This is a genomic window from Allobosea sp. Root381 (assembly GCF_001429395.1).
Classification (GTDB): Bacteria; Pseudomonadota; Alphaproteobacteria; order Rhizobiales; family Beijerinckiaceae; genus Allobosea.
Map to the genome: position 1 here is coordinate 89,438 of NZ_LMJT01000012.1, position 24,975 is coordinate 114,412.

Consider the following 24,975-nt stretch of genomic DNA (forward strand, 5'->3'; position numbering starts at 1 on the left):
TTGGTCCTTCTGGTTGATGAGAGTGTATATGAAACAGGTTCGTATGCCCGATCACTCGAAGAGGACCTTAGGCCTCGAGCCGCTTGTCACACTAGGCCTTGCCGGCGCGCTCGCGTTCTTCCTGATCAGCGGCGTCATTGCGTATTTCAATCTGCAAGCCCTGCGAGTGGGTAATGAACGGATCGCCCAGACACATCAGGTGATCATCGCGCTTGAGAGACTGCTGTCGAACACGCAAGACGCAGAGACCGGGCAGCGCGGCTTCCTATTGACGAACAACGAGAGATACCTTTCGCCTTACAACGCCGCGGTGCTGGCAATTCCGCAGCAACTCGATGAGATCGCTCAGCTAACAAGCGACAGCCCCGCGCAGAAGCTGAGGGTCGACGCGTTGCGGGGCCATGTCGGCGCCAAGCTCGCGGAGCTCAAGGAGACGATCGAACTGCAGAGAACCCAGGGCCCTGAAGCGGCGCTGGCAGTCGTGAATTCGGACCGCGGAAAAGCTGAAATGGACGCGATCCGTGCGCACGTGGCATCCGTTTCCCGGGTGGAGGCAGAAACCCGCGCTATCCGCCTCATCGAAATGAACGACGTCCAGAAGACCGCGCTGGCCACCAGCCTTCTCTCGGGGCTTCTCGGCCTTCTTCTCACGGCAACGATCGGCGTTTTGATCCGCAGAGCCACTCTCGCGCGCCGGCGGGAGGAATGGATTCAGGCGGGCCAGACTGGATTGGCTACCGCGGTGTTGGGGAGCCAGCATGTAGAGGAACTCAGCAGCGGCATTCTCGAGTTCCTGGCGCGGTATCTGGGCGCTGTCGCCGGGGCGCTCTTCGTCGGGGGCGACAAGGGTTTTCGGCGCGCGTCGACCTACGGCGTTCCCGCTAATGCAGCAATCGCAGCGCAGTTCAAACTGAGAGAAGGCTTGCTGGGTCAGGCCGCCGCCGACAATCGTCCGATGCTCATTGGTGAGGTTCCCTCAGGTTATCTCGCATTCGGCTCGGCCTTGGGCCAGGATAAGCCGAAACACTTGGCCATTCTGCCCGGCAGTGTCGACGGTTCAGTCAATTCGGTCATCGAGTTGGGTTTTCTTCGTCCCGTCGACGAACGTGTCATGGCTCTGCTCCAGCTTGCCTCTGAAACGGTGGCAGTCGCGATCCGTTCGGCGGACTATCGCGACGAGCTTCAAAATCTCCTCGAGGAGACACAGCGTCAGTCGGAGGAGTTGCAGACCCAGAGCGAGGAATTGCGCGTTTCAAACGAAGAGCTGGAGGAGCAGAGCCGCGCGCTCAAGGAGTCCCAGGCGCGGCTCGAACAGCAGCAGGCCGAACTCGAACAGAACAATTCGCAGTTGGAGGAGCAAACCCTCCAATTGGAGAGGCAACGCGATGATCTGGAGCGGATCAATGCCGCCATGCAGCTCAAGGCGCGAGAAGTCGAGCAGGCAAGCCGGTACAAATCGGACTTTCTCGCCAACATGTCGCACGAGCTGCGAACGCCGCTCAACTCATCGCTTATCCTCGCCAAGCTCCTTGCTGATAATCCGGATGACAATCTCACGGACGAGCAAGTCAAGTATGCCAAGACCATCCAATCGTCCGGCAATGACTTGCTTAATCTAATCAATGATATCCTCGATCTTTCCAAAATCGAGGCCGGCCATGTGGACATCAGGTCGGAATCGGTCTCGATCGAGCGGCTGGCCGGGAATCTACGGCAGACATTTGAGCCTGTGGCTCAGGACAGGAAGCTGAATTTTGTTGTGGAGGTTGAGGCGGACTGCCCCTCTCACATCGAAACCGACCTGCAGCGGCTGGAACAGGTCCTGAAGAATCTCTTGTCGAACGCCTTCAAGTTTACCGAGCGCGGGCAGGTCGGCGTCTTGATCCGGAGAGCCGGCGACGGCCAACTGGCCCTGTCCGTTTCGGATACAGGCATTGGCATCGCCGACGACCAGCAGCGAAGCGTCTTCGAGGCATTTCACCAGGCCGATAGCACCATCAGTCGCAAGTTCGGCGGCACCGGTCTGGGCCTTTCGATCTCGCGACAGCTCGTCCGCTTGCTGGGCGGCTCGATCCATCTCGAGAGCCGTGAGGGCCAAGGTAGCACCTTCACCCTTACCATCCCCGAATCCTACGATCCGGCGAAGGTCGGTCCGCGGCTGCCACGCGAAGCCCCTTCAATCGCGCCTGCGCCATCAAACCAGGAAGCGCCCCGCGCAGCGGTGCCGGTTCGCCAGCGCAAGGTCGAGGATGACCGCGACGCGCCATCCGATGCCAAGCGCGTCCTCCTCGTCATTGAAGATGACGACTCCTTCGCCAGCATCCTGCGTGATCTCTCTCGGGAAATGGGTTTCCGATCCCTGGTCGCAGGCACGGCCCACGAGGCGCTCGGCCTGGCCAGGGAGTTCATGCCCAATGCGATCATTCTCGACGTCGGTTTGCCGGACCAGTCCGGGCTTTCCGTCCTCGATCGGCTCAAGCGTGACGTTCAAACCCGCCATATTCCCATTCACATCGTCTCAGCCGGAGACCACGCCGAAACCGCGTTCTCGCTGGGCGCCGTCGGCTATGTTACGAAGCCGGTCCAACGGGAGCAGCTGGTCGACGTTCTTGCGAAGCTCGAGAACAAACTGTCCCAGAAGATGCATCGCGTCCTCATCGTCGAGGATGATTCGGTGCAGCGCGAGGCCGTCGCAAGACTGCTGACGTCTCACGACGTCGAGACCGTGACTGCCGCTACCGCGGCCGAATGTCTCGAGCGGCTTAAAGAGCAGACATTCGACTGCATGGTGCTCGACCTGTCGCTTCCCGATGCGTCCGGCTACGCGCTCCTGGAGACGCTCAGCCAGCAAAGCGCCTACGCCTTTCCGCCGGTCATCGTTTACACCGGTCGCGAGCTTTCGGCGGATGACGAGCAGCGGCTGCGCCGCTATTCGAAGTCGATCATCATCAAGGGGGCAAAGTCGCCGGAACGCCTGCTCGATGAAGTCAGCCTCTTCCTGCATCAGGTCGTTTCCGAGTTGCCGGACGAGCAGCAGAGAATGATCCGCAAGGCGAGAAGCAGGGACGCTTTGCTGGAGGGACGGCGTATCCTCGTGGTTGAGGATGATGTTCGCAATGTCTACGCGCTGACCAACATTCTCGAGCCCCGTGGCGCGATCATCCAGATCGCTCGCAATGGCAAAGAGGCGCTGGCTGCTCTGGAGAAGTCCACGAACCAGCCAGGGCCCCGAATCGATCTCGTCCTCATGGATGTCATGATGCCGGTCATGGACGGGCTCACCGCCACCCGCGAGATCCGCAAGAACCCGCAGTGGACCAAACTGCCGATCATCACCCTGACCGCGAAAGCAATGCCCGACGATCAGCAGCGGTGCATCGAGGCCGGTGCGAACGACTACATGGCAAAGCCGCTGGATGTGGAGAAATTTCTGTCGCTAGTACGGGTCTGGATGCCCCGATGAAAGAGACTGTCGCTATCGAGAAGATCGAGGATATCGAGATCCGGCTGTTGCTTGAGGCGCTATACTCTCGATATCACTATGATTTTCGAAATTATGCGATGGCTTCGATCAAGCGCCGCCTCAAACAGGGGCGGGACCAGCTGGGATTTGCCAGTTTTTCTGCGTTGCAAGAAAGCTTGCTACACGATGCGGCCATGCTGCCGCGAATTCTCGGATACCTGACCGTTCAGGTCAGCGAGATGTTCCGTGATCCGACCTACTTTCGAGCCATCCGGGAGAAGGTCGTGCCACATCTGCGGACCTACCCCTCTCTCAAGGTTTGGGTCGCCGGTTGCAGCGGCGGAGAGGAACTATATTCCCTGGTCATCCTGTTCAGGGAGGAAGGTCTCGAGGAGAGGACGCTGTTCTATGCGACCGACATCAATCAGGACGCGCTTCGTTCGGCGGAGGCAGGCGTTTTCGCGATAGATCGGGTGCCACTTTTCACTGAGAACCATCGGAATTCCGGGGGGAAATCGTCGCTTTCCGACTATTATCATGCAGCCTACGGCAAAGTTTCGTTCGACAAAACTCTGCGCCGCAATGTCGTTTTTTCTGACCATAGTTTGGTGACGGATGCGGTTTTTGCCGAAATGCAGCTGATCTCGTGCCGGAACGTGCTGATCTATTTTGATCGCTCCTTCCAGGATCGCGCGCTCGGGCTCTTCAAGGACTCGCTCTCACGGAGCGGCTTCCTTGGATTGGGCGCGAAGGAAAGCTTGCGCTTCTCGCAGCATGCGGGAGCCTTCAAGGATTTCATCCGCGAAGAGAAGATCTATCAAAGGCGCGGCGCATGAACTCAAGGCAAGCCGAGGCCGTGGTGATCGGCGCGTCCGCAGGCGCGCTCGAAGCTTTGTCGGTGATCCTGCCCGCACTGCCTGTGGGATTCAGCCTCCCGGTGATCGTCGTCGTCCACGTGCCGCCGAACAAGCGAAGCATGTTGACCGAACTCTTTCAGGCCAAGTGCCAGGTTCCGGTTCGCGAAGTCGAAGACAAGGAACCGATCAGTGCGGGCACGGTCTTTTTCGCGCCCCCTGACTATCACCTCCTGATCGAGGTGGATAAGAGCCTGGCGCTCTCCAGCGACGAGGCCGTTCTTTTTTCCAGGCCGTCGATCGATGTCCTGTTCGAAAGTGCGGCTGATACCTACGGTTCAGCGTTGATCGGCATCATTTTGACCGGTGCCAATCAGGATGGAGCTAGGGGATTGAAGGCGATTGTCGAAGCCGGAGGTTTGGCGCTCGTCCAAAGTCCGGCTGGCGCCTTTGCATCGACCATGCCCGAAGCTGCCATCGCAGCCTGCCCCAGCGCGCAGGTCATGTCACTCGACGCGCTGGCAGCATGCCTGAAAAAGTTTGGAGGTTGACCTTGGGTCCCGTTTCTTTCTTGCTGGTCGACGACCTCGAGGAAAATCTGCTCTCACTCGAAGCCCTGTTGCGGCGCGACGGCCTTAAGCTTCTAACGGCGCGGTCCGGCGACGAGGCACTTGAGTTACTGCTTACGAACGATGTCGCACTGGCATTGGTCGACGTTCAGATGCCTGGCCTGGATGGCTTCGGATTGGCCGAGTTGATGCGCGGCAACGAGCGCACTCGACGCATCCCGATTATTTTCGTGACCGCTGGCAGCGCCGATCGTCAACGCCGCTTTCGCGGCTATGAAGCCGGCGCCGTCGATTTCATGCAAAAGCCCATCGAGCCCGACATTCTACGCAGCAAGGCCGACGTATTCTTTGAACTTTACCGGCAGCGGCAGCAGATCGCGGCCCAACGCGACGAGCTGGCGGCGCAGACCAAAATCCTCGAGGAAGCAGGGCAGCGCAAGGACGAATTCCTCCTCGCTCTGACGCAGGATATCAACCTGCATGAGAATGCGCGGGCGCAGCAAGACGTCCTCCTACGTGAGATCAATCATCGCATCAAAAATCTCTTCAGCGTAACGGCAGGACTGATCTCCCTCAGTGCCAAGACGGCGAAAAGCGCAGAGGAACTTGCGACCGATCTGAAATCGCGGCTGCAGGCGCTCGGACGTGCTCACGAGCTGACCTTGCCCGATCTGAGCCAAAACGGGACTTCGGAAAATGCAACGACCGTATTGGCCTTGACGCGCGCCATCCTGGCGCCCCACGAACATGAGCAGGGCTCGCGAATTGCGATCACTGGTTCTGACATTCAGCTCTCGGGCAATGTGTTGACGTCCCTCGCACTTCTGCTTCACGAGCTGACGACGAACGCCGCAAAATACGGCGCCCTTTCCACGCCCGCGGGTCGATTGACCATAGATGTCGATGCGGCAGGCGATCTTCTCCATGTGAAATGGGAGGAGCGCGGGCCGGCTCCCAAGTCCGGGTTGGGCTTGCCCGAGGGATTTGGATCGATCCTCGAAAAGGCGCTGCTGAAGGGTATGGGTGGGGCGATTTCACGAGATTGGAAAGCTGATGGGCTTTCCCTTACGCTTCAAATTCCACTGGCAAGGCTCGCGCACTGAAGCCGTGACGTCTCCTATCGAGGGGCCCTCATGGCTCTCCGGCGCCCCTGCCGGCATGAGCCCTAACCCCGGAAAATTCCAGCTCGCACTGGCCCAAAGTCGGGGGGCACCAATTGCGTGCTCCGCACTCCCCGGTTTCGGCTACCTAGCCAATGAGGCCATGCGCAGCGCCAGTTGCGCCTCGGCAAGCTCCTCGCACATGTCGTAAAAGTCCTCGCTTCACCAGCGGCGACAACCGCCTGACCTTCGTCAACGGCACGTCCGGCCTGACCGGCGGCATCGTCATCGATTCCGGCACGCTGCCTTCGCCCAGCCCACCGATGCCAATCTCGGCGACGCCTCCGGCGGGCTCGCCTTCGGCGGTGGCACGCTTCAGGTCAGCAGCAGCTTCAGCTCGGCGCGCAATGTGACGCTGGACGCCGGCGGCGGCACTTTCGCGGTCGATTTCGACCAGTCCCTGCTCATGACCGGCGACATCACCGGCACTGGCGGCCTGACCAAGAGCGCGACGGCATATTCGTGCTGCTCACTCGGACCGCCACGCTGCAGGTTGCTTGACATTCTAATTGAAATATCACGTCATACATCAGACCTGCCGTAGAGTGGGAAGAGAGAAATGCCAGGGAGAAATTCATGACCTCTAAAATGCTGCGTCTCGCTCTCGCGATGGTGGCCGCGGGCGCCGCGCTGGCCACTGCGGCTCACGCGGAAGGGTATCCGTCCCGCACGGTCACCATCATGGTCGGCGCCAATCCCGGCGGCGGCAGCGACGCGATCGGACGGCTGATCTCGCAGAAATTCTCGCAGTTGCTCGGCCGCTCGGTGGTTGTCGAGAACCGGCCGGGCGCCTCCAACACGATCGGCGCCGCGGCGACGACGAAGGCGAAGCCCGACGGGCACACGCTGTTCGTCGCGGCGAGCACGCCGGTCTCGATCGCGCCGCACCTGCTCAAGCTGGATTACGATACGCTCAAGGATCTGCAGCCCGTCGGCCTGATCACGCTCGTTCCCAACGTCCTCGTCATCAACAAGGACATGGGCGTCAACACGGTGGCCGAGCTCGTCGCGTACATGAAGGCGAACCCCGGCAAGGTGAAGTACGGCTCGTCCGGCTTCGGCACGACCCACGTCATCCTGGCCGAACAGTTCAACATGGCCGCCGACGTGAAATCCGTGCACGTGCCCTATCCGGGCGCCGCGCCGACGCAGGTCGACATCATCTCCGGTGTCATCCAGATGACCTTCGACACGGTCCCGGCCGCGACTGCCCAGATCAAGGCCGGCAATCTGAAGCCGATCGCAGTGACCTCGCCGGAGCGCCTGCCTGACATGCCCGATGTCCCGACGATCCGCGAGGCGGGCTATCCGCAGGTCGAGATGCAGACGATGTACGCGCTCTATACCACCGGCGGGACGCCGCGTCCGACCGTCGAGAAGCTCAACGCCACGCTCGCCAAGGCGCTCGAGGACCCCGATTTCAGGAAGCGCATCGAGGCGTTCGGCGGCACCGTCAAGGTGATGAACACCGCCGAGTTCGAGCGGTTCAACCGCGAGGAATACGACCGCTACGGCGAGATCATCCGCAAGGCCGGCCTAAAGGCCACCAACTGAGCCTCCATTGCCACAATCATGGCGGCCGGACGGCTCGCCATACTTCTCTCATCGAAGGAATGTCATGGTGTCGAAGACTTACAACATCGCCGTCGTGCCAGGCGACGGCATCGGCCCCGAGGTCTGCTCGGCAGCCGTCGAAACCATCTGCGCGGCGGCCGGCCGCGATCGCTTCAAGCTGACGGACTATCCCGCAGGCGCCGAGCACTTCCTCAAGACCGGCACAGCGCTGCCCGAAGAGACGTTCGAAGCTTGCAAGGCGGCCGATGCCATTCTGCACGGCGCCGCCGGCATTCCTGGGGTGGTCTATCCGGATGGCACCGAAGCCGGCATCGAGTTCGGCTTGCAGCTGCGTTTCCGCCTCGACCTCTACGCCAATGTCAGGCCGATCAAGCTTCATCCCGGCGTGAGTTCGCCCCTCAAGGACGTCGAGCCGAAGGATATCGACTACATTATTCTGCGGGAGAACACCGAAGGACTCTATGCGAGCCGTGGCGGCGGCGTGAGCGTACGCGGCGAGGTCGCCACCGACACGGTCGTAATGACCCGCAAAGGGGTCGAGCGGATCGCCCGCAAGGCCTTTGAGCTCGCCCGCAAGCGCAATGGTGCGCCGTTCGACGGCAAGAAGCGCGTCACGGTCTGTGACAAGGCGAACGTCCTGCGCAGCTATGCCTTCTTTCGGAAGGTCTGCACGGAGGTGGCGGCAGACTATCCTGATGTCGAACTCGACTTCGGTTATGCCGACGCCATGATGGTCCATATGGTACGCCGCCCGTCATTCTACGACGTCATCGTCACCGAGAACATGTTCGGCGACATTATCTCCGACCTCGGCGCGGTCACCGTCGGCAGCATGGGCATGTCGCCCTCCGCCGAGCTCGGAGACAGCCGCGGCTTCTTCCAGGCGGCTCACGGCTCGGCGCCCGACATCGCCGGGCAGGGCATCGCCAACCCGCTCGGCACGATCCTCGCCAGTGCGATGATGCTCGACTGGCTCGGCGAGCGGCACCAGGATCGGGCTCTGGTGGAAGCCGCGGTCCGGATCGACGCGGCCGTGCAGCAGGTGCTCTCCAGCGGGCAGATGCTGCCCCGCGATCTCGGTGGCCAGGCCGGCACCCGTTCGGTTACCGATGCGGTGCTGCACGCGCTCGACGGACATCGGGTCGCGGCGGCATAGAACAGCCACGCGAGGGAACGGGCAGATGTCGGTCGAGGCAACAGCAGGCGAAGTGGAATCGGGTTCGCTGGTCGACCGTGCCTACGGTTGGCTCAAGCGCTCGATCATCACCAATGAACTGCCCGCGGGCGCCTTCATTGACGATGCCAAGATCGCGCACGGGCTCGGCATGAGCCGTACGCCCGTGCGCGACGCCCTGCGGCTGCTGCAGGTTCAGGGCTATGTCGAAGTTCTGCCGCGAAAGGCGACACGCGTCGCCTTTCTGAACGTCGAGGATATGCGGCAGATCTACCAGATCATCACTGCCCTGGAGGTCCAGGCGGTGTCGCTTCTGGTCAATCGTCGCCTCGGCGCCGCAGACATCGAGCCGCTGTGGCTGGCCGTTGCCGGGATGCGCGATGCCGAGGGCGGCGAACTGCCGGAATGGCATTCGGCCGACGAGCGCTTCCATCGCGCACTGCTGCAGCTCTGCGGCAATGCCCGTCTCGCCACGGTCGCGTTCGAGCACCGGGATTTCGTGCAGCGGGCTCACCTCGTCGCGCTCCGGCTGCGCTCGGTCACGAAGCGTTCGACGGAAACGCATGCGGAACTGGTCGAACTGATCGCGGCCGGTGATGCGCCGGGCGCCTATACCAACCACCTCGGCCAGCGGACCCGCATGGAACACGATCTGATCGGCGCGGTCGAGCGCGCCGGTCTCCGCATGCTCTGACGATAACGCCCCTCCAGAGGGCGATGACGACGCCGGCGCGACGACGCGGCGTCCTGAGGGAGGATTCAAGGTGGCTTTCACGCTCAACAAGCGGGCGCTGTCGAGCCTGCTGTTCATCCTGATCGGCGGCGGCTTTGCAGCAATGTCCTGGTTCCAGCACCCGCTCGGTACGGCGGCGAGCATGGGACGCGGCTTTTTCCCGTTCTGGGTCGGGCTGACACTAGCGGCCCTGGGCAGCCTCGGCCTGGTCCGCTCACAAGCCCTGGAGGGAGACGGGGGGATCGCGATCGCCTGGCGGCCCTTCATCCACATCATCGGTGCGGTGCTGCTGTTCGCGATCCTGCTGCCCGAGGGCGGACTCTATCTGGCCACGCTGGCGGGCACCTTGCTCGCTTCGCGCGCCGACCGAGGCTTCCCCATCGGGGCGGCGCTGATGCTGGGGCTCGGCCTCGCCATCGCCGCGCATCTCGCCTTCGTCGCCGGACTGGGCTTGCCGGTCACGGCGTTCCCCTCCGCGCTATCGCTCTGGGGGAGGTGAACATGGATCTTCTCGCCAATCTCGTCCTCGGCTTCGAGGCAGCGCTGACGCTGCAGAATCTGGGCTATGCGACCTTGGGGGTCGTGCTCGGCACGGCCATCGGCGTGCTCCCCGGTCTGGGCCCGGTTCCGACCATCGCGATGCTGCTGCCGCTGACCTATGCCCTGCCGCCCGAGAGCGCGGTGATCATGCTCGCAGGCATCTTCTACGGTTCGCAATATGGCGGCTCGACCACATCGATCCTGGTCAACATTCCCGGCGAGTCCTCGTCGGTCGTGACCTGCCTCGACGGGCACAAGATGGCTCGGAACGGACAGGCCGGGCTTGCGCTCGCGACGGCGGCGCTGAGCTCATTCTTTGCCGGCTGCGTCGCGACCGTGCTGCTCGCGGCCTTCGCGCCGACGCTGGCTTCGGTGGCCTTCAAGTTCGGCCCGGCAGAGTATTTTTCGCTGATGGTCCTGGGTCTGCTCGGTGCCGTAGCGCTGGCGCATGGTTCGGTGTTGCACGCGATCTGCATGATCCTGTTCGGCATCCTGCTGGGACTCGTCGGCACCGACATCACCTCAGGGGGGCAGCGCTTCACCATGGGCTTCTCGGAGCTGTTCGACGGCATCGAGTTTGTCGCGCTCGCGATGGGGCTGTTCGGTCTCGCGGAAGTCATCAGCAATGCTGGCCGGCAGGACGACCGCCAGCTCGTCACGAAGAAGCTCTCAGGACTATGGCCCAGCCGGGCAGACCTTCGACGCATGACGGCTCCCGCCGTGCGGGGCACGGCCCTGGGTTCCCTGCTCGGACTGCTTCCCGGCGGTGGCGCCACGCTGTCGTCCTTCGCCGCCTACGCGCTGGAGAAGAAGGTCTCGAAGCGTCCGCGCGACTTCGGCACCGGCGTGCTCGAAGGCGTCGCCGCTCCGGAGGCCGCCAACAACGCCGCTGCCCAGACTTCGTTCATCCCGATGCTAACGCTGGGCATGCCGAGCAATGCGGTGATGGCCCTGATGATCGGAGCCCTCATGCTGCACAACATCCAACCCGGTCCGCAGGTGATCACGAACAACCCGCAGCTGTTCTGGGGCCTCGTTGCGTCGATGTGGATCGGTAACGTCATCCTCGTCGTGCTCAACTTGCCGATGATCTTCGTCTGGGTGAAGATGCTCAGCATTCCCTATCGCTACCTGTTTCCGTCGATCATCCTGATTTCCTGCGTCGGCGTGTTCAGCGTGACGAACGATGTCTTCGGAGTGTTTCTGATGGCTGCGTTCGGGGCGATCGGGTACATCCTGCTCAGGCTCGACTGCGAGGTCGCGCCGATGCTGCTCGGCTTTGTGCTGGGGCAGTCCCTCGAGGCCTATTTCCGGCGCGCGATGCTGATCAGCGACGGCAGCCTCTGGGTCTTCGTCGAGCGACCGCTTTCGGCGGCGATGCTGATCCTGGCAGCGACGATCGTCATGACGTTCTTCATCCCGACTTTGACGCGCAAGCGAACCGAGGTCTTCCGCGAGGCCGAATAGGGCGGCCCTGTCGACGGCGAGGCTGTCGCGATGGCACGTCCGGCCGCGGCAGCCGGCAGTTTCGCGCTGGCCGTTCGCTCCCCGCGCGGGGCGCGCGTCATGGCGTGTCCATGCCTTACCCCATCAGCCGATTCGGCTCGTATCACGGCCGATTCCAATCCGGTGCAGGAGACAATCATGAGTGGACTGGATGTGGCGAGCTCGCCCTTTCGCCTGGATGGCCAGGTCGCTGTGATCACCGGAGCTGCGCGAGGAATCGGCCGAAGGACGGCCGAGCTCTTCGTCGCGAGCGGCGCCCAGGTCGCTCTGCTCGATCGCGATGAGGCGGAGGCCGCGCGCACGGCCGAGGCGATCGGCCCGGCTGCATCCTTTCACATCGCGGATGTCGCGGACGAGAGCCAGGTCGATGCCGCATTCGCCGCCGTGGCGTCGCAGAAGGGCAGGATCGATATCCTGGTCAACAATGCTGGCCTTGCCGTCCGCCGGCCGACGACGGAGCTTTCGCTGGCCGACTGGCAGCGCGTCATCGACATCAACTTGACGGGTGTCTTCCTATGCTGTCGCACGGCCGGACGGTTGATGACCGCGCAGGGGTCCGGTGCCATCATCAACCTGGCCTCGATCATGGGCTTGTCGGGCGGCGGGCTCTATCCGAACATCTCCTACCAATCGAGCAAGGGCGCGATCGTGAACCTTACGCGCGCGCTTGCCGTCGAGTGGGCACGTAGCGGCGTACGGGTGAACGCGGTCGCGCCGACCTGGGTGGACACCGATTTCATCGCAACGCTGAAGGCGGATCCCGCCCTTATGGCCGAGGTTCAGCGGATGACCCCGATGGGGCAACTCGCTTCAACCGACGATGTCGCCAACGCTATCCTGTTTCTGGCGAGCTCGGCCGCGGGCATGGTGACCGGGCATACTCTCGCTGTCGATGGCGGCTTCTTGGCACAGTGAGAAATTACCATCCTCAAGCCCCACTCGCTTGAGCGCGCCAGGAGCGGACGTCCAGCTCGCACCTGACACGGGACGTCGTCGAATAGTTCACATTGGTAAAGCAGGCAAAACCTCCGGCGGGATCGGGCAGGTATAGGGTTCGCCATTGCGCCTTTCATCGAGCTCGGCCCGGGCTTGCCGAAGCAGCTCCGGATCGCCAAGCGCATGGAGGCCGGCAAGCGCGAGGGCGCGCGCTGCCTGCAGCATGCCCTTGTGGGCCGTCGCCAGCTTGCCCTGCGCAACCATCTGCCAGGAGTGATAGCTGGTCCCGATGGCGTAGCACGGACCCCAGACGCGCCCCGTGGGCGTCAACCAGCTCACATCGCCGACATCGGTCGAGACCGGCATACGCGTCGGTTTTCCGTCGAACGGGACGATGCCGTCATGAAGGCTGCGGCGGGCCGGAACGCCCCCACCGAAAGTCTTGATCGAATGGCGGATCTGATCGGCCGTGAAGGTCGCGGCAAAAGCGTCGGCGGCAACGAAGTCTTCGGTGCCGAAAGGCGTGGTGCCGATCTGCCGTATCTGTTCGTCGAGAAGCCGTTCCAGGACGGAATTCGGCAGCACGTTGGAAACGCCGGATTCGACGTTGATCTTCACCTGCGTGCCCGTCATCAGCGCGGCACCGCGGCCGACATCCTTGACGCGTTCGAAGAGGCTCATGACTTCGGTCAGGTTCGGCGCGCGGATGACGTAGGACAGAGCCGAGGAAGCCTGCACGACATTGGCGGCGATGCCGCCGACATCCCGGAAGGCATAGTGGACCCGCGCCTCCGGAAGCATGTGCTCGCGCAGGAAGTTGACGCCCACATTCATGAGCTCGGCGGCGTCGAGCGCGCTGCGCCCGAGATGGGGTGAGGCCGCAGCATGGGAGGATTGGCCGCTGAACGTAAAGATGGCGTGGATTACCGCGAGGGTGTCGCTCGCGTAGACGCCCCAGAACGAGCTCGGATGCCAGCTGAACGCGGCATCGAGATCATCGAAGGCGCCTGCCCTCGCCATGAAGACCTTGCCGGAACCGCCTTCTTCCGCCGGGCAGGCATAGTAACGTACCCGGCCCGGCAGGCCGTGCTCCTTGAGGGCGGCTGCCACGGAAGCCGCCGCCAGCGCAGAGCCTGTGCCCAGGAGATGATGGCCGCAGCCGTGACCGGGCTCATCCGCCGCCAAAGGCTTCTGCTCCGCAAGGCCCGGGAGCTGGCTTAGATTGGCGAGGGCGTCGAATTCGCCAAGGAATCCGATGACTGGGCCGCCTTCGCCGGCCTCGGCGACGAAAGCGGTCGGGATCGCCGCGATGTTCCGCGTGATCCGGAAGCCCTCGCCTTCGAGGGTCGAGATCTGGTCGGCCGCCGAGCGTGTCTCGGAGAATCCAAGCTCGGCATATTCCCAGATCCTGTCGGCGAGGCCGGCATAGTCCCCGGCGCGTGCGTCCAACTCCGCGAGCAGGTGCTCCGAGATGGCGGTGCGATTGCTGCGTTCGCTTGCCATGTGCTTCTCCGTGCCGCGGATCGAAAGCGGGCCAGAGCCGAACGCCCAGCCTCAGCTGCGCTCGTTTGAAGCAAGGACCGCTGCGTTCGTGCAATGGACGAAAACAGGATGCTCGATCCTGAAATTGGCCAGCCGCGGCGTGTTGACCCTCGAAACCCGCCATGCCCTCCTCGCGTCTTGCCCCAGCCATCATCGGGTTCAAGGCGGATGGAAGCCATGCAGCAAGACGAGCTCAACCGCCTCGTGGCGGACACGAAAGAAGGCCGGCTGTCGCGTCGCTCCTTCATCGGCAGACTGGCTGGGGTCGGCATTGCGGCGCCGTTCGCGAGCCGGATCCTCGCCTGGAACGACGTGGCCATGGCGAATGCGACGCTTGAATACAAGCCGAGCAAGGCCGGCGGCGGCGGCCCGCTAAAAATGCTGCTTTGGCAGGCCCCGACGTTGCTGAACCCCCATTTCGCCGCGGGTACCAAGGAGCAGGTCGCCTCCCGCGTCTTCTTCGAGCCGCTCGCAGGGTGGGACAAGGAGGGCAACCTCGTCCCGCAGCTCGCCGCCGTGGTTCCCAGCAAAGCCAATGGCGGCCTGTCAGAGGACGGCACGAGCGTCGTATGGACGCTGAAGCAGGGCGTAAAATGGCATGACGGCAGGCCGTTTACTGCCGATGACGTCGTCTTCACCTGGGAATATGCGAGGGATCCGGAAACCGCCGCGTACACCTCCGGCGCCTACAGGGATATCCAGGTCGAGAAGATCGACGATTTCACGGTGAAGGTGGTCTTCGCCAGGCCGACGCCGTTCTGGGCCGACCCCTTCGTCGGCGTCGCCGGCATGATCCTCCCGAAGCATCATTTTGGCGAGTACAAGGGCGCCAGATCGCGCGAGGCCCCGGCCAATCTCAAGCCTGTCGGCACCGGCCCCTACAAGTTCGCCGAGTTCAAGCCGGGCGACATCCTCACCGGTACGCGCAACGAGGACTACCACGTCCGAAACCAGCCGCATTTCGATAGCATCGAACTCAAGGGAGGCGGTGACGCGGTCTCGGCGGCGCGCGCCGTGCTGCAGACCGGCGAGTTCGACTATGCCTGGAACCTCCAGGTCGAGGACGAGGTCCTCAAACGCATGGAGAACGGGGGGCGGGGGCGCGTCATCGCATCGCCGGCGGGCGATCTGGAATTCATCACGCTCAACACAACCGACCCATGGACCGAGGTCGACGGCGAGCGCTCCAGCGTCAAGACCAAGCACCCGACGCTGAGCGATCCGGCCGTGCGCGCGGCGATCAACCTGCTGATCGACCGCGACTCCATCCAGAAGTTCATCTACGGACGCGGCGGCACCGCCACGGCGAGCTTCGTCAACGAGCCGAAGCAATTCAAATCGACGAAGCTCAAATACGAGTTCAACATCGACAAGGCCAACAAACTCCTCGACGACGCCGGCTGGAAGAAGGGCGCCGACGGCATCCGCGAGAAGGACGGCAAGAAGCTCAAATACGTCTTCCAAACCGCAATCAATGCCCCGCGCCAAAAGACGCAGGCGATCATCAAGCAGGCCTGCCAGAAGGCCGGCATCGATCTCGAACTGAAGTCGGTGACGCCTTCGGTGTTCTTTTCATCCGATCTCGCCAACCCGGATACGAACACGAAATTCTACTGCGACATGCAGATGTACACGACGTCTCAATCTCAGCCGGATCCGGAGCGGAGCCTCAACCAGTTCGTGTCGTGGGAGATCGCGACCAAGGAGAACAAGTGGCAGGGCCGGAATATCTCGCGCTATTCCGACCCTGCTGCCGACGAGGCTTATCGCGCATCCCAGAAGGAACTCGATCCGGTCAGGCGGGCCGAACTGCTGATCAAGGTCAACGAGATCTTCTGCGAGGCCAACGTCATTCTGCCTGTGCTGTCGCGCACGCGGCTGGTCGCCGCCGGCACGCGGTTGAACGTCGACCATTCGGGCTGGGATGCGGACACCTGGAATCTGGGGGCTTGGTATCGCGATACTGCCTGAACCCGAAGTGCAAGCGCCGCATCCCGCGCTTCGCATGACTAGGGTGCCCGTACGCGTTACGATGTGTCGCGCAGATGCTGCATCAGTTCGTCCAGGAACAGGCGCCCGGCCAACTGGAGAGAGTGGCGGCTGCGATAGATCGCATGCAGCGACACCGTTCGGGGCCGCCACCCGGGAAGCACATGGCGAAGCAGGCCACTGCGGAGATCGTCGCGGCATAGCGTGATCGGAATGCGCGCCATGCCGAGCCCCTGGAGTGCCGATTTATAGGCGACCGACAGGCTGTTGGTGATGAAGCGCCCGCGCACCCGGACATCGGCTTCCTCGCCTGTGTCGGAGACAAGCCGCAACTGCGCATGGCGTTCTCCAGCCCACCAGTCGATCGCGTCGAGATCGACCAGATCGGCCGGCTCGCGGATTTCCGGAGCGCGATCCAGCCAGGACGGCGCCGCGACCAGCACGTATTCGGCGTGCCGGATGCGGCGCGCGATCATGTCCGCGTCGGCTAGATCGCTGCCGGACGCGATGATCGCGATGTCGTAACTGTCCATCGAGGACGGCTTGGTGCCGTCCGACAGGTCGAGCGTGACGGTGACGAGTGGATAGCGGATGGCGAACGCGATGCAGAAGCCGGCGACCGCGCGCTCGGCCAGTGAAGAGGGGCAGGCGATCCTCAGCGATCCCGTGGGCTTCGAAAGGCTTTCCTGGACGGTCTGGAGCGCCCGGTCTCCCTCGGTCCGAATGGCGTCGCCGCGGCGCGCCAGCTCGATGCCGATCGGTGTTGCCGTGAAATGGCGCGACGATCGATCGATCAGGCGCACGCCCAGCCGCTTTTCCAGTTCGTCGATCCGGCGGCTCAAACGCGATTTTGGGATGCCGCTCCGATTGCTGGCGAGGGTGAAGCTGCCTGCCTCGATGACGAGCGAAAGAAGGGCCAGGTCGTCATGCATCAATGAAGCGGAAGCGGCCGGAGGGATACCAAATCCAATATGATGCCAAGCCTATGCCAGCGCAAATTATGTCGCGCGCGCAGGCGCTCGGCCACGCTTGCGCCACTTCCGGACCTTGAGGCCTTGCCCGAGAGCGGCCGTTCTGGAGACGCCTGACTTGGTCGCGAAAAGCCGTAGCTCGGATTTCAACGTGGCCTTATGATGCGGAAGCCCTGCAGGCGGTTGGCTAGAGTGCCATTATTGCGACCTGCGCAATTCAATAGGGCCAGTTCCGAGAATTCTCAGCAATGGTGATCATCGGTATCTAGCTTCGGGGCCATCACGCAGCCGGATAGAGGACCGATACGAATGCCCGATCAGATCAGACTCCTGCAGCGGGCCGGCTGCCCAACGGTGGCCGAGCCTAATGCACAAGGGTTGTTTTCGAAGAAGATCGGGCTGTTTCGGAATCCGCGGCGGCAACCATGAGCCAGCTGCATCCCTATCTGATCTCGCTCGTCGTCGGGCTAGGGGTCGGTGTGGCCTACGGCCTCGTTTCCGTCCGGTCACCGGCTCCGCCGATCATCGCTCTGCTCGGCCTGCTGGGCATGCTGGCCGGCGAAGCCGGCGTGCAGTGGCTGAAAGGCCATGCGAACGTCCTGCAGGCATGCCTTCACGAGAAATCCTTCGCCCTACGTCCATCCGACAAGGCGCCGAAGAACAACGACCTCGGCTGAGGTCTTCTGCATCAACTCCGATCAATCGAAAGGGAACGTATCCATGTCCGGCAAGCTCCAGGTCCTCACACCTCAGAACAGCCAGCTCATCTTCATCGACCAGCAGCCGCAGATGGCTTTCGGTGTCCAGTCGATCGACCGGCAGCTGCTGAAGAACAACGTCGTAGGCCTCGCCAAGGCGGCGAAAGTCTTCGGCATCCCGACGACCATCACCACCGTCGAGACGGAAAGCTTCTCGGGCCACACCTATCCGGAGCTGCTCGCGGTGTTCCCGGAGGCACCGGTGCTGGAGCGGACCTCGATGAACTCCTGGGACGACCTGAAGGTGCGTGAGGCATTGGGGGCCAACGCGGCCGGGGGGCGCAAGAAGATCGTCGTGTCTGGTCTCTGGACCGAGGTTTGCAACACGACCTTCGCGCTGTCCTGCCTCGCCGACACCGATTACGAGATCTATATGGTGGCCGACGCTTCAGGCGGCACCACTGCCGACGCGCACAAATACGCCATGGACCGCATGGTTCAGGTCGGCGTCGTACCTGTGACCTGGCAGCAGGTCCTCCTGGAGTGGCAGCGCGACTGGGCGCGGCGCGAGACCTACGACGCGCTCATCTCCATCGTGCAGGAGCATTCCGGCGCCTACGGCATGGGCGTCGATTACGCCTACACCATGGTGCACAAGGCGCCCGAGCGCGCGACGCACGGGCCGATCTTGGCACCCAAGCCGGCCGCCTGACGAGCTCCGCTCAACGGGTCGGTTTGGCGGTCCCGCCGCACCGGCCCGTCCACGCCTATCGCGGCACGGTCGAGGCTACGTATTTCCCCGGCTCACGGAATCATCTCCGGCAAAAGGGAGGAACCAAGGACCATGGTCGAAAACACCCGACGCCAGACCCTCATGGGCGCTGCGGCCGCCGCACTTCTCACATCGACCCGTTCGCATGCGAAGGAGAACGTCATGGCCAGCAAGGACATGATCATCGTCAACGCCAAGGTGACGACCCTCGACCGGCAGAATCCGACCGCCGATGCCGTCGCCATCCGCGACGGGCGCTTCCTGCTCGTCGGCTCCCAGGCCGAGGCCCGGGCCGCCGCACCGGAGGCGGAGATCGTCGACGCCAAGGGGCGCCGTGTGATCCCCGGCCTCATCGACAGCCATACCCACATCATCCGCGGCGGACTGAACTACAATATGGAGTTGCGCTGGGACGGCGTGCCGAGCCTGTCAGAGGCACTTGGGATGCTCAAGGCACAGGTCGCACGCACGCCAGCACCGCAATGGGTGCGCGTGGTCGGCGGATTCACCGAGCATCAGTTCGCGGAGAAGCGGCTGCCGACGCTGGACGAGATCAACGCCATCGCGCCCGACACGCCGGTCTTCATCCTGCATCTCTACGATCGGGCCCTGCTCAATGCCGCCGCGCTGCGCGTCGTCGGCTACACGAAGGCGACTCCGAACCCGCCCGGCGGCGAGATCGTCCGAGATGCCGCGGGCAACCCGACCGGCCTGCTGCTGGCGCAGCCTAACGCCACGATCCTCTACTCGACCCTGGCCAAGGGGCCGGCCTTGCCACCGGAGTACCAGGTCAACTCGACGCGCCACTTCATGCGCGAGCTCAATGCGCTCGGCGTCACCAGCGTGGTCGATGCCGGCGGTGGCTTCCAGAACTATCCCGACGATTACGAGATCATCGAGAAGCTGCACGCCGACGGCCAGATGACCGTGCGCATCAGCTACAACCTCTTCACGCAGAAGCCCAAGGATGAGCTCGCCGACTTCTCGTCCTGGGTGAAGCAAGTCTCGCCGGGACAGGGCGACGACGTCTACCGTCACAATGGTGCCGGTGAAATGCTGGTCTATTCCGCAGCGGATTTCGAGGATTTCCGCGTCGAACGGCCGGACATGCCGCCCAGCATGGAGGCCGATCTCGAGCCGGTGGTGCGTCTGCTGGCCGAGAACCGCTGGCCCTGGCGATTGCATGCCACATACGACCAAACGATCGACCGGGCGCTCGACGTGTTCGAGAAGGTCAACCGCGACGTGCCTCTCGCCGGCATCAACTGGTTCTTCGACCATGCCGAGACCATCAGCGACCGCAACATCGACCGGGTCGCGGCGCTGGGCGGCGGCATCGCCGTTCAGCACCGCATGACCTTCCAGGGCGAGTATTTCGTCGAGCGCTACGGGGCGAAGGCGGCGGAGCGCTCCCCGCCGATCCGCAGGATGATGGAGGCAGGCGTGCCCGTCGGCGCCGGCACCGATGCGACCCGTGTCGCCAGCTACAACCCGTGGCTCTCGCTGTCCTGGCTGGTGACGTCGAAGACGGTGGGAGGCCTGGCCCTCTACCCGCAGCACAACCGCCTCGACCGCGAGACCGCATTGCGGCTGTGGACGGAGGCGAACACCTGGTTTTCGAACGAGCAGGGCAAGAAGGGGCAGATCAAGGCCGGGCAGCTTGCCGATCTCGTGATGTTGTCGGACGACTATTTCTCGGTGCCGGAAAGCGACATCGTCCACCTGCGATCCGTCCTCACCGTGCTCGGAGGCAAGGTCGTGCATGGCGAGGGCGACCATGCGTCCCGCGCCCCCGGCCTCCCACCTCCGATGCCGGACTGGTCGCCGGTCGCGACGGTCGGAGGCTACTACAAGACCAAGGAAGCTCGCGCCAAGCTCGCGTTGAACTGCAGCTGCGTGAACGACTGCGCCGTGCACGCGCATGATCATGCGGCAGCTCTCGGCGCGCATGTTCCTGCCGCGGACGCCCGTAGCTTCTGGGGGGCTCTCGGCTGCGGATGCTGGGCCGTCTGACCTCGCGGCTGCCTGGCAGCGATCGAGTTTCGTCCGCGCCGCCAACCAAGCGGCGTGGCCGAAGCGGTTTCAATGAATTTGGCCCGCCGGAAGGCGGGCAAAAGGAGCGGGCATGACTGCGCTGCAACCGACGAAATCCACTGATGCGTCCGGGCCGCTGAGCTTTCCGGTCTTCCGGGCGCTGTGGATCGCGACGATCATCTCGAATGTCGGCACCTGGATGCACGATGTCGGCGCGGGCTGGCTGATGACTTCGCTGTCGCCGAACCCGCTGCTCGTCGCGCTGGTTCAGGCCGCGACCACGCTGCCGATGTTCCTGTTCGCCCTCCCGGCCGGGGCGATGGCCGATATCGTCGACCGGCGGAAAATGCTGCTGGCGGCCCAGACCCTCGGCCTGATCGCCGCGGCCATCCTGGCGGTCCTGACTGCCCAGGGTCTCACCACGCCCGAGGTTCTGCTGGCGGCGACCTTCGTCCTCGGCATCGCCGCGGCGCTGAGCGCGCCGGTGTTCCAGGCGATCGTGCCCGAACTGGTCGACAAGCCGGCCCTGCCGGACGCGATTGCGTTGAACAGCCTCGGCGTCAACATCTCGCGCGCGATCGGCCCGGCGCTCGGCGGCGTCATCGTCGCCTTTGCCGGGACGCCCGCCGTCTTCGCTTTGAATGCGATATCGGTTCTGGCCGTGCTTCTGGTGCTGTTCACCTGGAAGCGCCCCGAAACCGTTCGCGCCCTGCCAGCGGAACACTTCTTCGGCGCGCTGAAGGCCGGATATCGCTACACCCGGCACTCGCCCGCCATGCGGCTCGTGCTGGTCAGGGCGGTGGGCTTCTTCCTGTTCGGGAGCGGGCTATGGGCGATGCTGCCGCTCGTCGCTCGACGTGGACTGATGCTCGACGCGGCGGGCTATGGCGCGCTGCTGGGCTGCATGGGAGCCGGCGCCGTGCTGGGCGCGATCGCGCTGAAGCGATTGCGGAAGGCGATCTCCGCCAACACGATCTCTGTCGGGGCAACGCTGCTCTTCGCGCTGGCGACGCTGGCGCTGGCGCTTGTTCCCAATGCCTGGATCGCCGGAGCGGTGATGTTCGCGGCCGGCCTCGCCTGGATCGGCATGCTGACGGCGCTGAACGTCGCGGCGCAGATGGCCTCGGCGGGATGGGTGAAGGCGCGCGCGCTTGCTGTCTATCTGCTCGTCTTTCAGGGAGCGATGACAGGCGGCAGCATCCTGTGGGGCTCGCTGGCCGCCAGCACCAGCGTCGCTACGGCTCTGTCGGTGGCAGCCGTCGGGCAGGCGGCAGCGCTGGTCCTCGCCTTACGCTGGCGCCTGCCGCAGGATTCGACCACGGATCTCGCACCCTCGAACCATTGGGCGGAACCGGTGATCTCGGTGCAGCCGGCGGACGACCGAGGGCCCGTCCTGATCGAGATCGAGTATCGCGTGGAGCCGGCGCGGCTCGCTGAATTCGTGGACGCTTTGCGCAAATTCCGCTTCGTACGTCAGCGCGACGGCGCGATCCGCTGGGACGTCTGGGAGGATGTCGCCGAGCCCGGCCGTGTCGTCGAAGCCTTCATCGTGGAAAGCTGGCTGGAGCATCAGCGCCAGCATGCGCGCACGACCCGCACCGACCGGCTCAATCAGGAGGTTCTGACGGCCTTCCATCTCGGCGATCGGCCTCCTGCCGTCAGGCATATGCTCAGGCCGCTCTGAGCGGGCTGGCGTTCAGAAAGCCCACGCCGCCGCCGCCGATCCCGTTCAAGGGTTCAGATCGCGCGGGAGGTGCTCCTCGAAGAACTTCGAGAACGCCGCGATGCGCGGAGGCAGTTTCTGGAACGGGGGATAATAGAGGGTCAGCCAGAGCTCGGGTGGCGCCCACCCTTTGAAGACATGCACCAGGCGGCCGGCCCGCAGATGCTCGGCGATGTTGAAGCCGGGCAGGAGCGCTACGCCGAGGCCAGTGGCCGCCATGTCAGCGAGAACCTCGCCACTATTGGCGCCGAAAAAGCGCCCTGCCGACAGGCTGACCGTGGAGCCCCCGTCGGACAGCGACCATGTCTCGCGGCGGCTGTCGCCGCTATACGCCAGGCAGTCATCTGGCTTGAGTTCGCTCGGATGCTTCATCGCCACGAAACGGCTGCCGGGCGCGGCCACGAGTATCCTGGGAACGACGCAGATCTTCCGCCAGATCGTATACTTGTCCGATGGCTGAAGGGAGATGCGTATCGCCAGATCGTAATCGTCCTCGATGATGTTCACCAGCCCGTCCGAAAGGGAGACTTGAAAGCTCATCTTCGGATTGAGCTTCAGGAACCCCGCGATGATTTCGGGCAGGACGGCCTTCCCCAGCCAGACCGGGGCGCTGATCCTGAGGCGGCCTTCATCGACCTTGTTGGCGTTCATGACGTCACGGCGCGCCAGGTCGATAGTCTCGAGGGCCGGCTTGATCTGCGCGGCGTAGATCGCACCGTCAGTCGTGAGCGAGACCTGTCGCGTCGTTCGGACGAACAGCTGCACGCCGAGCTCCGCCTCCAGCGCGGCGATGGCGCGCGTGACGGCTGCGGGCGTCATGTCCAGCTCGCGCGCGACCTGGGCGAAGTTCTTCTTCTCGACGGCGAGGAGAAACGTCCTAAGGCTCCGGTAATGATCCATGAGATTATTTCGGTCCTGGCAATTCAATCGTGAATAATATTGCAATTTATGAATGCCTGCAATCGGCCTAGTAAAAAAGGGGCGGATCGGAACGGGCCTTTGGAGGGGCCGCTCACTTTCCCACGCATCGCCTCGTCTCTCGCGAGAATGGAGCGAGCGTCCCGGCGAGCGGCGGGCAAGCGCAGGGCGCAATCCGCTTCGGTCTGGCGCTGTCGCATTGCAGTCGAGGAGTTCATGGCAGGATTTGGCGAAAGACCCAGTGCGACGAGCCTCATCGCTCCTGTGCTGGAGCCGGTGGCGTTGTGCCTGGAAGTCTTCGGGATCGCCGTCATCGTCGCCGGCGTCGTAGTGGCTTCGGTTACGTATCTCAGGGATTGCTACGCGAATTCGGCCGAACTGGCCTATATCCGCTACCGAGCGAACCTTGGCCGCGGCATCTTGCTGGGCCTCGAGATCCTGATCGGCGCCGACATCATCGCGACGATCATATCCCCGCTGACCTGGGGAAGTGTCGGGCTCCTCGGCCTCGTCGTGCTCATTCGCACCTTCCTCAGTTTTTCGCTTGAAGCCGAAATCGACGGCGAGTGGCCGTGGCAGCGAAAATCCCGGCAAAGCCGCGCGATGCAGCCGGCCCCGGACTGAATGTCCAGATAGTCGACGCGGCGGAAACGCCTCACGAAAGGATCATCTCGATGAAGACAGAGCTCACCAGGAAAGTCGCGAACCACGGTGTCGCCTGGGAAAAGGCCTATGGCTATGTGCAGGCGATACAGGTCAAGGACACGATATACCTGTCCGGACAGTTGAGCCACGACAGCGAAGGCAATTTCGTCGCGCCAGCGGAACTGGACGATGCAGGAAAGCCGGTCGACTACTCTCAGATGGAAAACCAGTTCCGTCAGACATACGTCAACGCCAGGAAGATGCTCGCCGAATTCGGCGCCACACTGGACGACGTCGTGGAAGAAGGCGTGTTCGTTCTCGATCTGCCCGCCGGCTTTGCTGCCGCTGCCAAGGTTCGCAAGGAAATGTACGGTACGGATGTTCCGCAATGCGCCAGCAGCATCTACGGCGTGTCGGCGCTCGCTCAACCCGTACAACTCGTCGAAGTCACGTTCCGCGCGGTGGTCGACCGGCCCCTGGCTTGAGAGCCCGCGCGCAACATCTCTGCCCCCGCATTGAAATGGAAAAGAAGCAACCAGCCATGCCGACACTTTACTACGCCACAGGCGCCTGCTCGCTGGCGCCTCATATCGTCCTCGAATGGATCGGCGCGCCTTACGAGGCGGTCAGGATCCAGTATGGCTCGAAAGAGCTGCGCGCGATCAACCCCGCAGGCGCAGTGCCCACCTTGCGCGAAGACGATGGCTGGACCCTGACGCAGGCCGGCGCGATCCTCGACTATCTGGCACACAAGCATCCGGAGGCCGGGCTACGCGGCGGCGAGGGCCTCCGCGCGGAAGCGGAAGCGCGTCGCTGGTCGGCATTCTTCACATCGGACGTCCATGCTGCCTTCTGGCCGATCTTCATGCCCTATCGCTATACGACCGATGAAAGCGACGCCGCGAGGCAGGCCGTCGTCGAGGCCGGCCACAAGCTCGTCGCGAAGCAGTTTGCCTTCCTCGATCGCCATCTTGAAGGCCGGGAATACATCCTCGAGGGCGGGCGCTCCGTCATCGACGCCTACGCCTTCCCGATGATCCGCTGGGCGGCGAAGCTGCTGCCGGGCGGCCTGAGCGCGTATCCGCAGGTGAAGGCGCTGCACGACAGGATCGCGGCCGATCCCGCCGTGCAGACCGTCCTGGCCCGTGAGGAAGGCGGCTGAGTGTACGCGAC

Annotated in this window: 22 protein-coding genes; 18 read left to right on the forward strand and 4 right to left on the reverse strand. The window is 63.5% G+C overall.

The window, feature by feature from the left end; genetic code table 11:
- Positions 1 to 28: 28 nt before the first annotated feature.
- From ASE63_RS11920 to ASE63_RS11935, 4 genes are read left to right on the forward strand one after another with little or no spacing between them, the layout of a single operon-like run.
- Positions 29 to 3,463 (forward strand): response regulator, encoded by a 3,435-nt coding sequence (locus ASE63_RS11920; protein WP_056801726.1) that lies wholly within the window; start codon positions 29 to 31, stop codon positions 3,461 to 3,463.
- Entirely contained in the window at positions 3,460 to 4,299 is an 840-nt protein-coding gene (locus ASE63_RS11925; protein WP_056801208.1) for a CheR family methyltransferase, read from the forward strand. Before ASE63_RS11920 ends, ASE63_RS11925 begins: the two co-directional genes overlap by 4 nt.
- Complete coding sequence (locus ASE63_RS11930) at positions 4,296 to 4,868, forward strand: chemotaxis protein CheB (RefSeq protein WP_056801211.1); 573 nt, start codon at positions 4,296 to 4,298, stop codon at positions 4,866 to 4,868. Before ASE63_RS11925 ends, ASE63_RS11930 begins: the two co-directional genes overlap by 4 nt.
- Positions 4,869 to 4,870: 2 nt before the next feature.
- Complete coding sequence (locus tag ASE63_RS11935; protein ID WP_056801213.1) at positions 4,871 to 5,989, forward strand: response regulator; 1,119 nt, start codon at positions 4,871 to 4,873, stop codon at positions 5,987 to 5,989.
- Between the two features lie 372 nt (positions 5,990 to 6,361).
- Here the strand turns inward: ASE63_RS11935 and ASE63_RS11940 are convergent, their stop codons facing one another.
- Positions 6,362 to 6,550 (reverse strand): hypothetical protein, encoded by a 189-nt coding sequence (locus tag ASE63_RS11940; RefSeq protein WP_056801215.1) that lies wholly within the window; start codon positions 6,548 to 6,550, stop codon positions 6,362 to 6,364.
- A 72-nt stretch (positions 6,551 to 6,622) separates the two neighbouring features.
- On the opposite strand from ASE63_RS11940, the gene ASE63_RS11945 reads away from it, so the two are divergent.
- The 6 genes from ASE63_RS11945 to ASE63_RS11970 all read left to right on the forward strand — a co-directional run bounded on the left by ASE63_RS11945 (position 6,623) and on the right by ASE63_RS11970 (position 12,489).
- The gene (locus ASE63_RS11945) at positions 6,623 to 7,600 is read left to right on the forward strand and encodes a tripartite tricarboxylate transporter substrate binding protein (protein ID WP_082609866.1); all 978 of its coding nucleotides are present in this window, start codon (positions 6,623 to 6,625) and stop codon (positions 7,598 to 7,600) included.
- 64 nt (positions 7,601 to 7,664) lie between these two features.
- Positions 7,665 to 8,777: an isocitrate/isopropylmalate dehydrogenase family protein gene (locus ASE63_RS11950; RefSeq protein WP_056801219.1), complete on the forward strand. Its 1,113-nt coding sequence runs from the start codon at positions 7,665 to 7,667 to the stop codon at positions 8,775 to 8,777.
- Positions 8,778 to 8,802: 25 nt separating this feature from the next.
- Positions 8,803 to 9,489 (forward strand): GntR family transcriptional regulator, encoded by a 687-nt coding sequence (locus ASE63_RS11955; protein WP_162261760.1) that lies wholly within the window; start codon positions 8,803 to 8,805, stop codon positions 9,487 to 9,489.
- Between the two features lie 70 nt (positions 9,490 to 9,559).
- A complete protein-coding gene (locus tag ASE63_RS11960; protein ID WP_056801222.1) occupies positions 9,560 to 10,027 on the forward strand; it encodes a tripartite tricarboxylate transporter TctB family protein in 468 nt (155 codons plus the stop codon).
- Positions 10,028 to 10,029: 2 nt separating this feature from the next.
- On the forward strand, positions 10,030 to 11,535 hold the full coding sequence (locus tag ASE63_RS11965) for a tripartite tricarboxylate transporter permease (protein ID WP_056801224.1): 1,506 nt from the start codon (positions 10,030 to 10,032) through the stop codon (positions 11,533 to 11,535).
- Positions 11,536 to 11,712: 177 nt separating this feature from the next.
- A complete protein-coding gene (locus ASE63_RS11970) occupies positions 11,713 to 12,489 on the forward strand; it encodes an SDR family oxidoreductase (protein WP_244491383.1) in 777 nt (258 codons plus the stop codon).
- Between the two features lie 87 nt (positions 12,490 to 12,576).
- On the opposite strand, the gene ASE63_RS11975 is transcribed toward ASE63_RS11970, so the two are convergent.
- On the reverse strand, positions 12,577 to 14,013 hold the full coding sequence (locus ASE63_RS11975; RefSeq protein WP_056801228.1) for an amidohydrolase: 1,437 nt from the start codon (positions 14,011 to 14,013) through the stop codon (positions 12,577 to 12,579).
- A gap of 216 nt (positions 14,014 to 14,229) precedes the next feature.
- Between ASE63_RS11975 and ASE63_RS11980 the strand changes: the two genes are divergently transcribed.
- Positions 14,230 to 16,023, forward strand: coding sequence for a peptide ABC transporter substrate-binding protein (locus ASE63_RS11980; RefSeq protein WP_056801728.1), 1,794 nt, complete (start codon positions 14,230 to 14,232; stop codon positions 16,021 to 16,023).
- Between the two features lie 56 nt (positions 16,024 to 16,079).
- On the opposite strand, the gene ASE63_RS11985 is transcribed toward ASE63_RS11980, so the two are convergent.
- Positions 16,080 to 16,973, reverse strand: coding sequence for a LysR family transcriptional regulator (locus tag ASE63_RS11985; RefSeq protein ID WP_056801229.1), 894 nt, complete (start codon positions 16,971 to 16,973; stop codon positions 16,080 to 16,082).
- Positions 16,974 to 17,446: 473 nt separating this feature from the next.
- Between ASE63_RS11985 and ASE63_RS11990 the strand changes: the two genes are divergently transcribed.
- The 4 genes from ASE63_RS11990 to ASE63_RS12005 all read left to right on the forward strand — a co-directional run bounded on the left by ASE63_RS11990 (position 17,447) and on the right by ASE63_RS12005 (position 22,200).
- Positions 17,447 to 17,689 carry a DUF1427 family protein gene (locus ASE63_RS11990; RefSeq protein WP_156410334.1) on the forward strand — a complete coding sequence of 81 codons (243 nt, stop codon included), beginning with the start codon at positions 17,447 to 17,449 and terminating at the stop codon, positions 17,687 to 17,689.
- Between the two features lie 43 nt (positions 17,690 to 17,732).
- The gene (locus tag ASE63_RS11995) at positions 17,733 to 18,422 is read left to right on the forward strand and encodes a hydrolase (protein ID WP_056801234.1); all 690 of its coding nucleotides are present in this window, start codon (positions 17,733 to 17,735) and stop codon (positions 18,420 to 18,422) included.
- 222 nt (positions 18,423 to 18,644) lie between these two features.
- A complete protein-coding gene (locus ASE63_RS12000; protein ID WP_056801730.1) occupies positions 18,645 to 20,495 on the forward strand; it encodes an amidohydrolase in 1,851 nt (616 codons plus the stop codon).
- Positions 20,496 to 20,607: 112 nt separating this feature from the next.
- The gene (locus ASE63_RS12005; protein WP_056801235.1) at positions 20,608 to 22,200 is read left to right on the forward strand and encodes an MFS transporter; all 1,593 of its coding nucleotides are present in this window, start codon (positions 20,608 to 20,610) and stop codon (positions 22,198 to 22,200) included.
- A 45-nt stretch (positions 22,201 to 22,245) separates the two neighbouring features.
- Here the strand turns inward: ASE63_RS12005 and ASE63_RS12010 are convergent, their stop codons facing one another.
- Positions 22,246 to 23,139 (reverse strand): LysR family transcriptional regulator, encoded by an 894-nt coding sequence (locus tag ASE63_RS12010; RefSeq protein WP_056801237.1) that lies wholly within the window; start codon positions 23,137 to 23,139, stop codon positions 22,246 to 22,248.
- Between the two features lie 234 nt (positions 23,140 to 23,373).
- Here ASE63_RS12010 and ASE63_RS12015 point away from each other — a divergent pair, with 234 nt between their 5' ends.
- From ASE63_RS12015 to ASE63_RS12025, 3 genes are read left to right on the forward strand one after another with little or no spacing between them, the layout of a single operon-like run.
- Positions 23,374 to 23,781, forward strand: coding sequence for a DUF1622 domain-containing protein (locus tag ASE63_RS12015; RefSeq protein ID WP_056801732.1), 408 nt, complete (start codon positions 23,374 to 23,376; stop codon positions 23,779 to 23,781).
- A gap of 50 nt (positions 23,782 to 23,831) precedes the next feature.
- Positions 23,832 to 24,287, forward strand: a complete 456-nt coding sequence (locus tag ASE63_RS12020; RefSeq protein ID WP_056801239.1) for a Rid family hydrolase — start codon at positions 23,832 to 23,834, stop codon at positions 24,285 to 24,287.
- Between the two features lie 56 nt (positions 24,288 to 24,343).
- Positions 24,344 to 24,964 (forward strand): glutathione S-transferase family protein, encoded by a 621-nt coding sequence (locus tag ASE63_RS12025; protein ID WP_056801735.1) that lies wholly within the window; start codon positions 24,344 to 24,346, stop codon positions 24,962 to 24,964.
- The last annotated feature ends 11 nt before the right edge of the window (positions 24,965 to 24,975 follow it).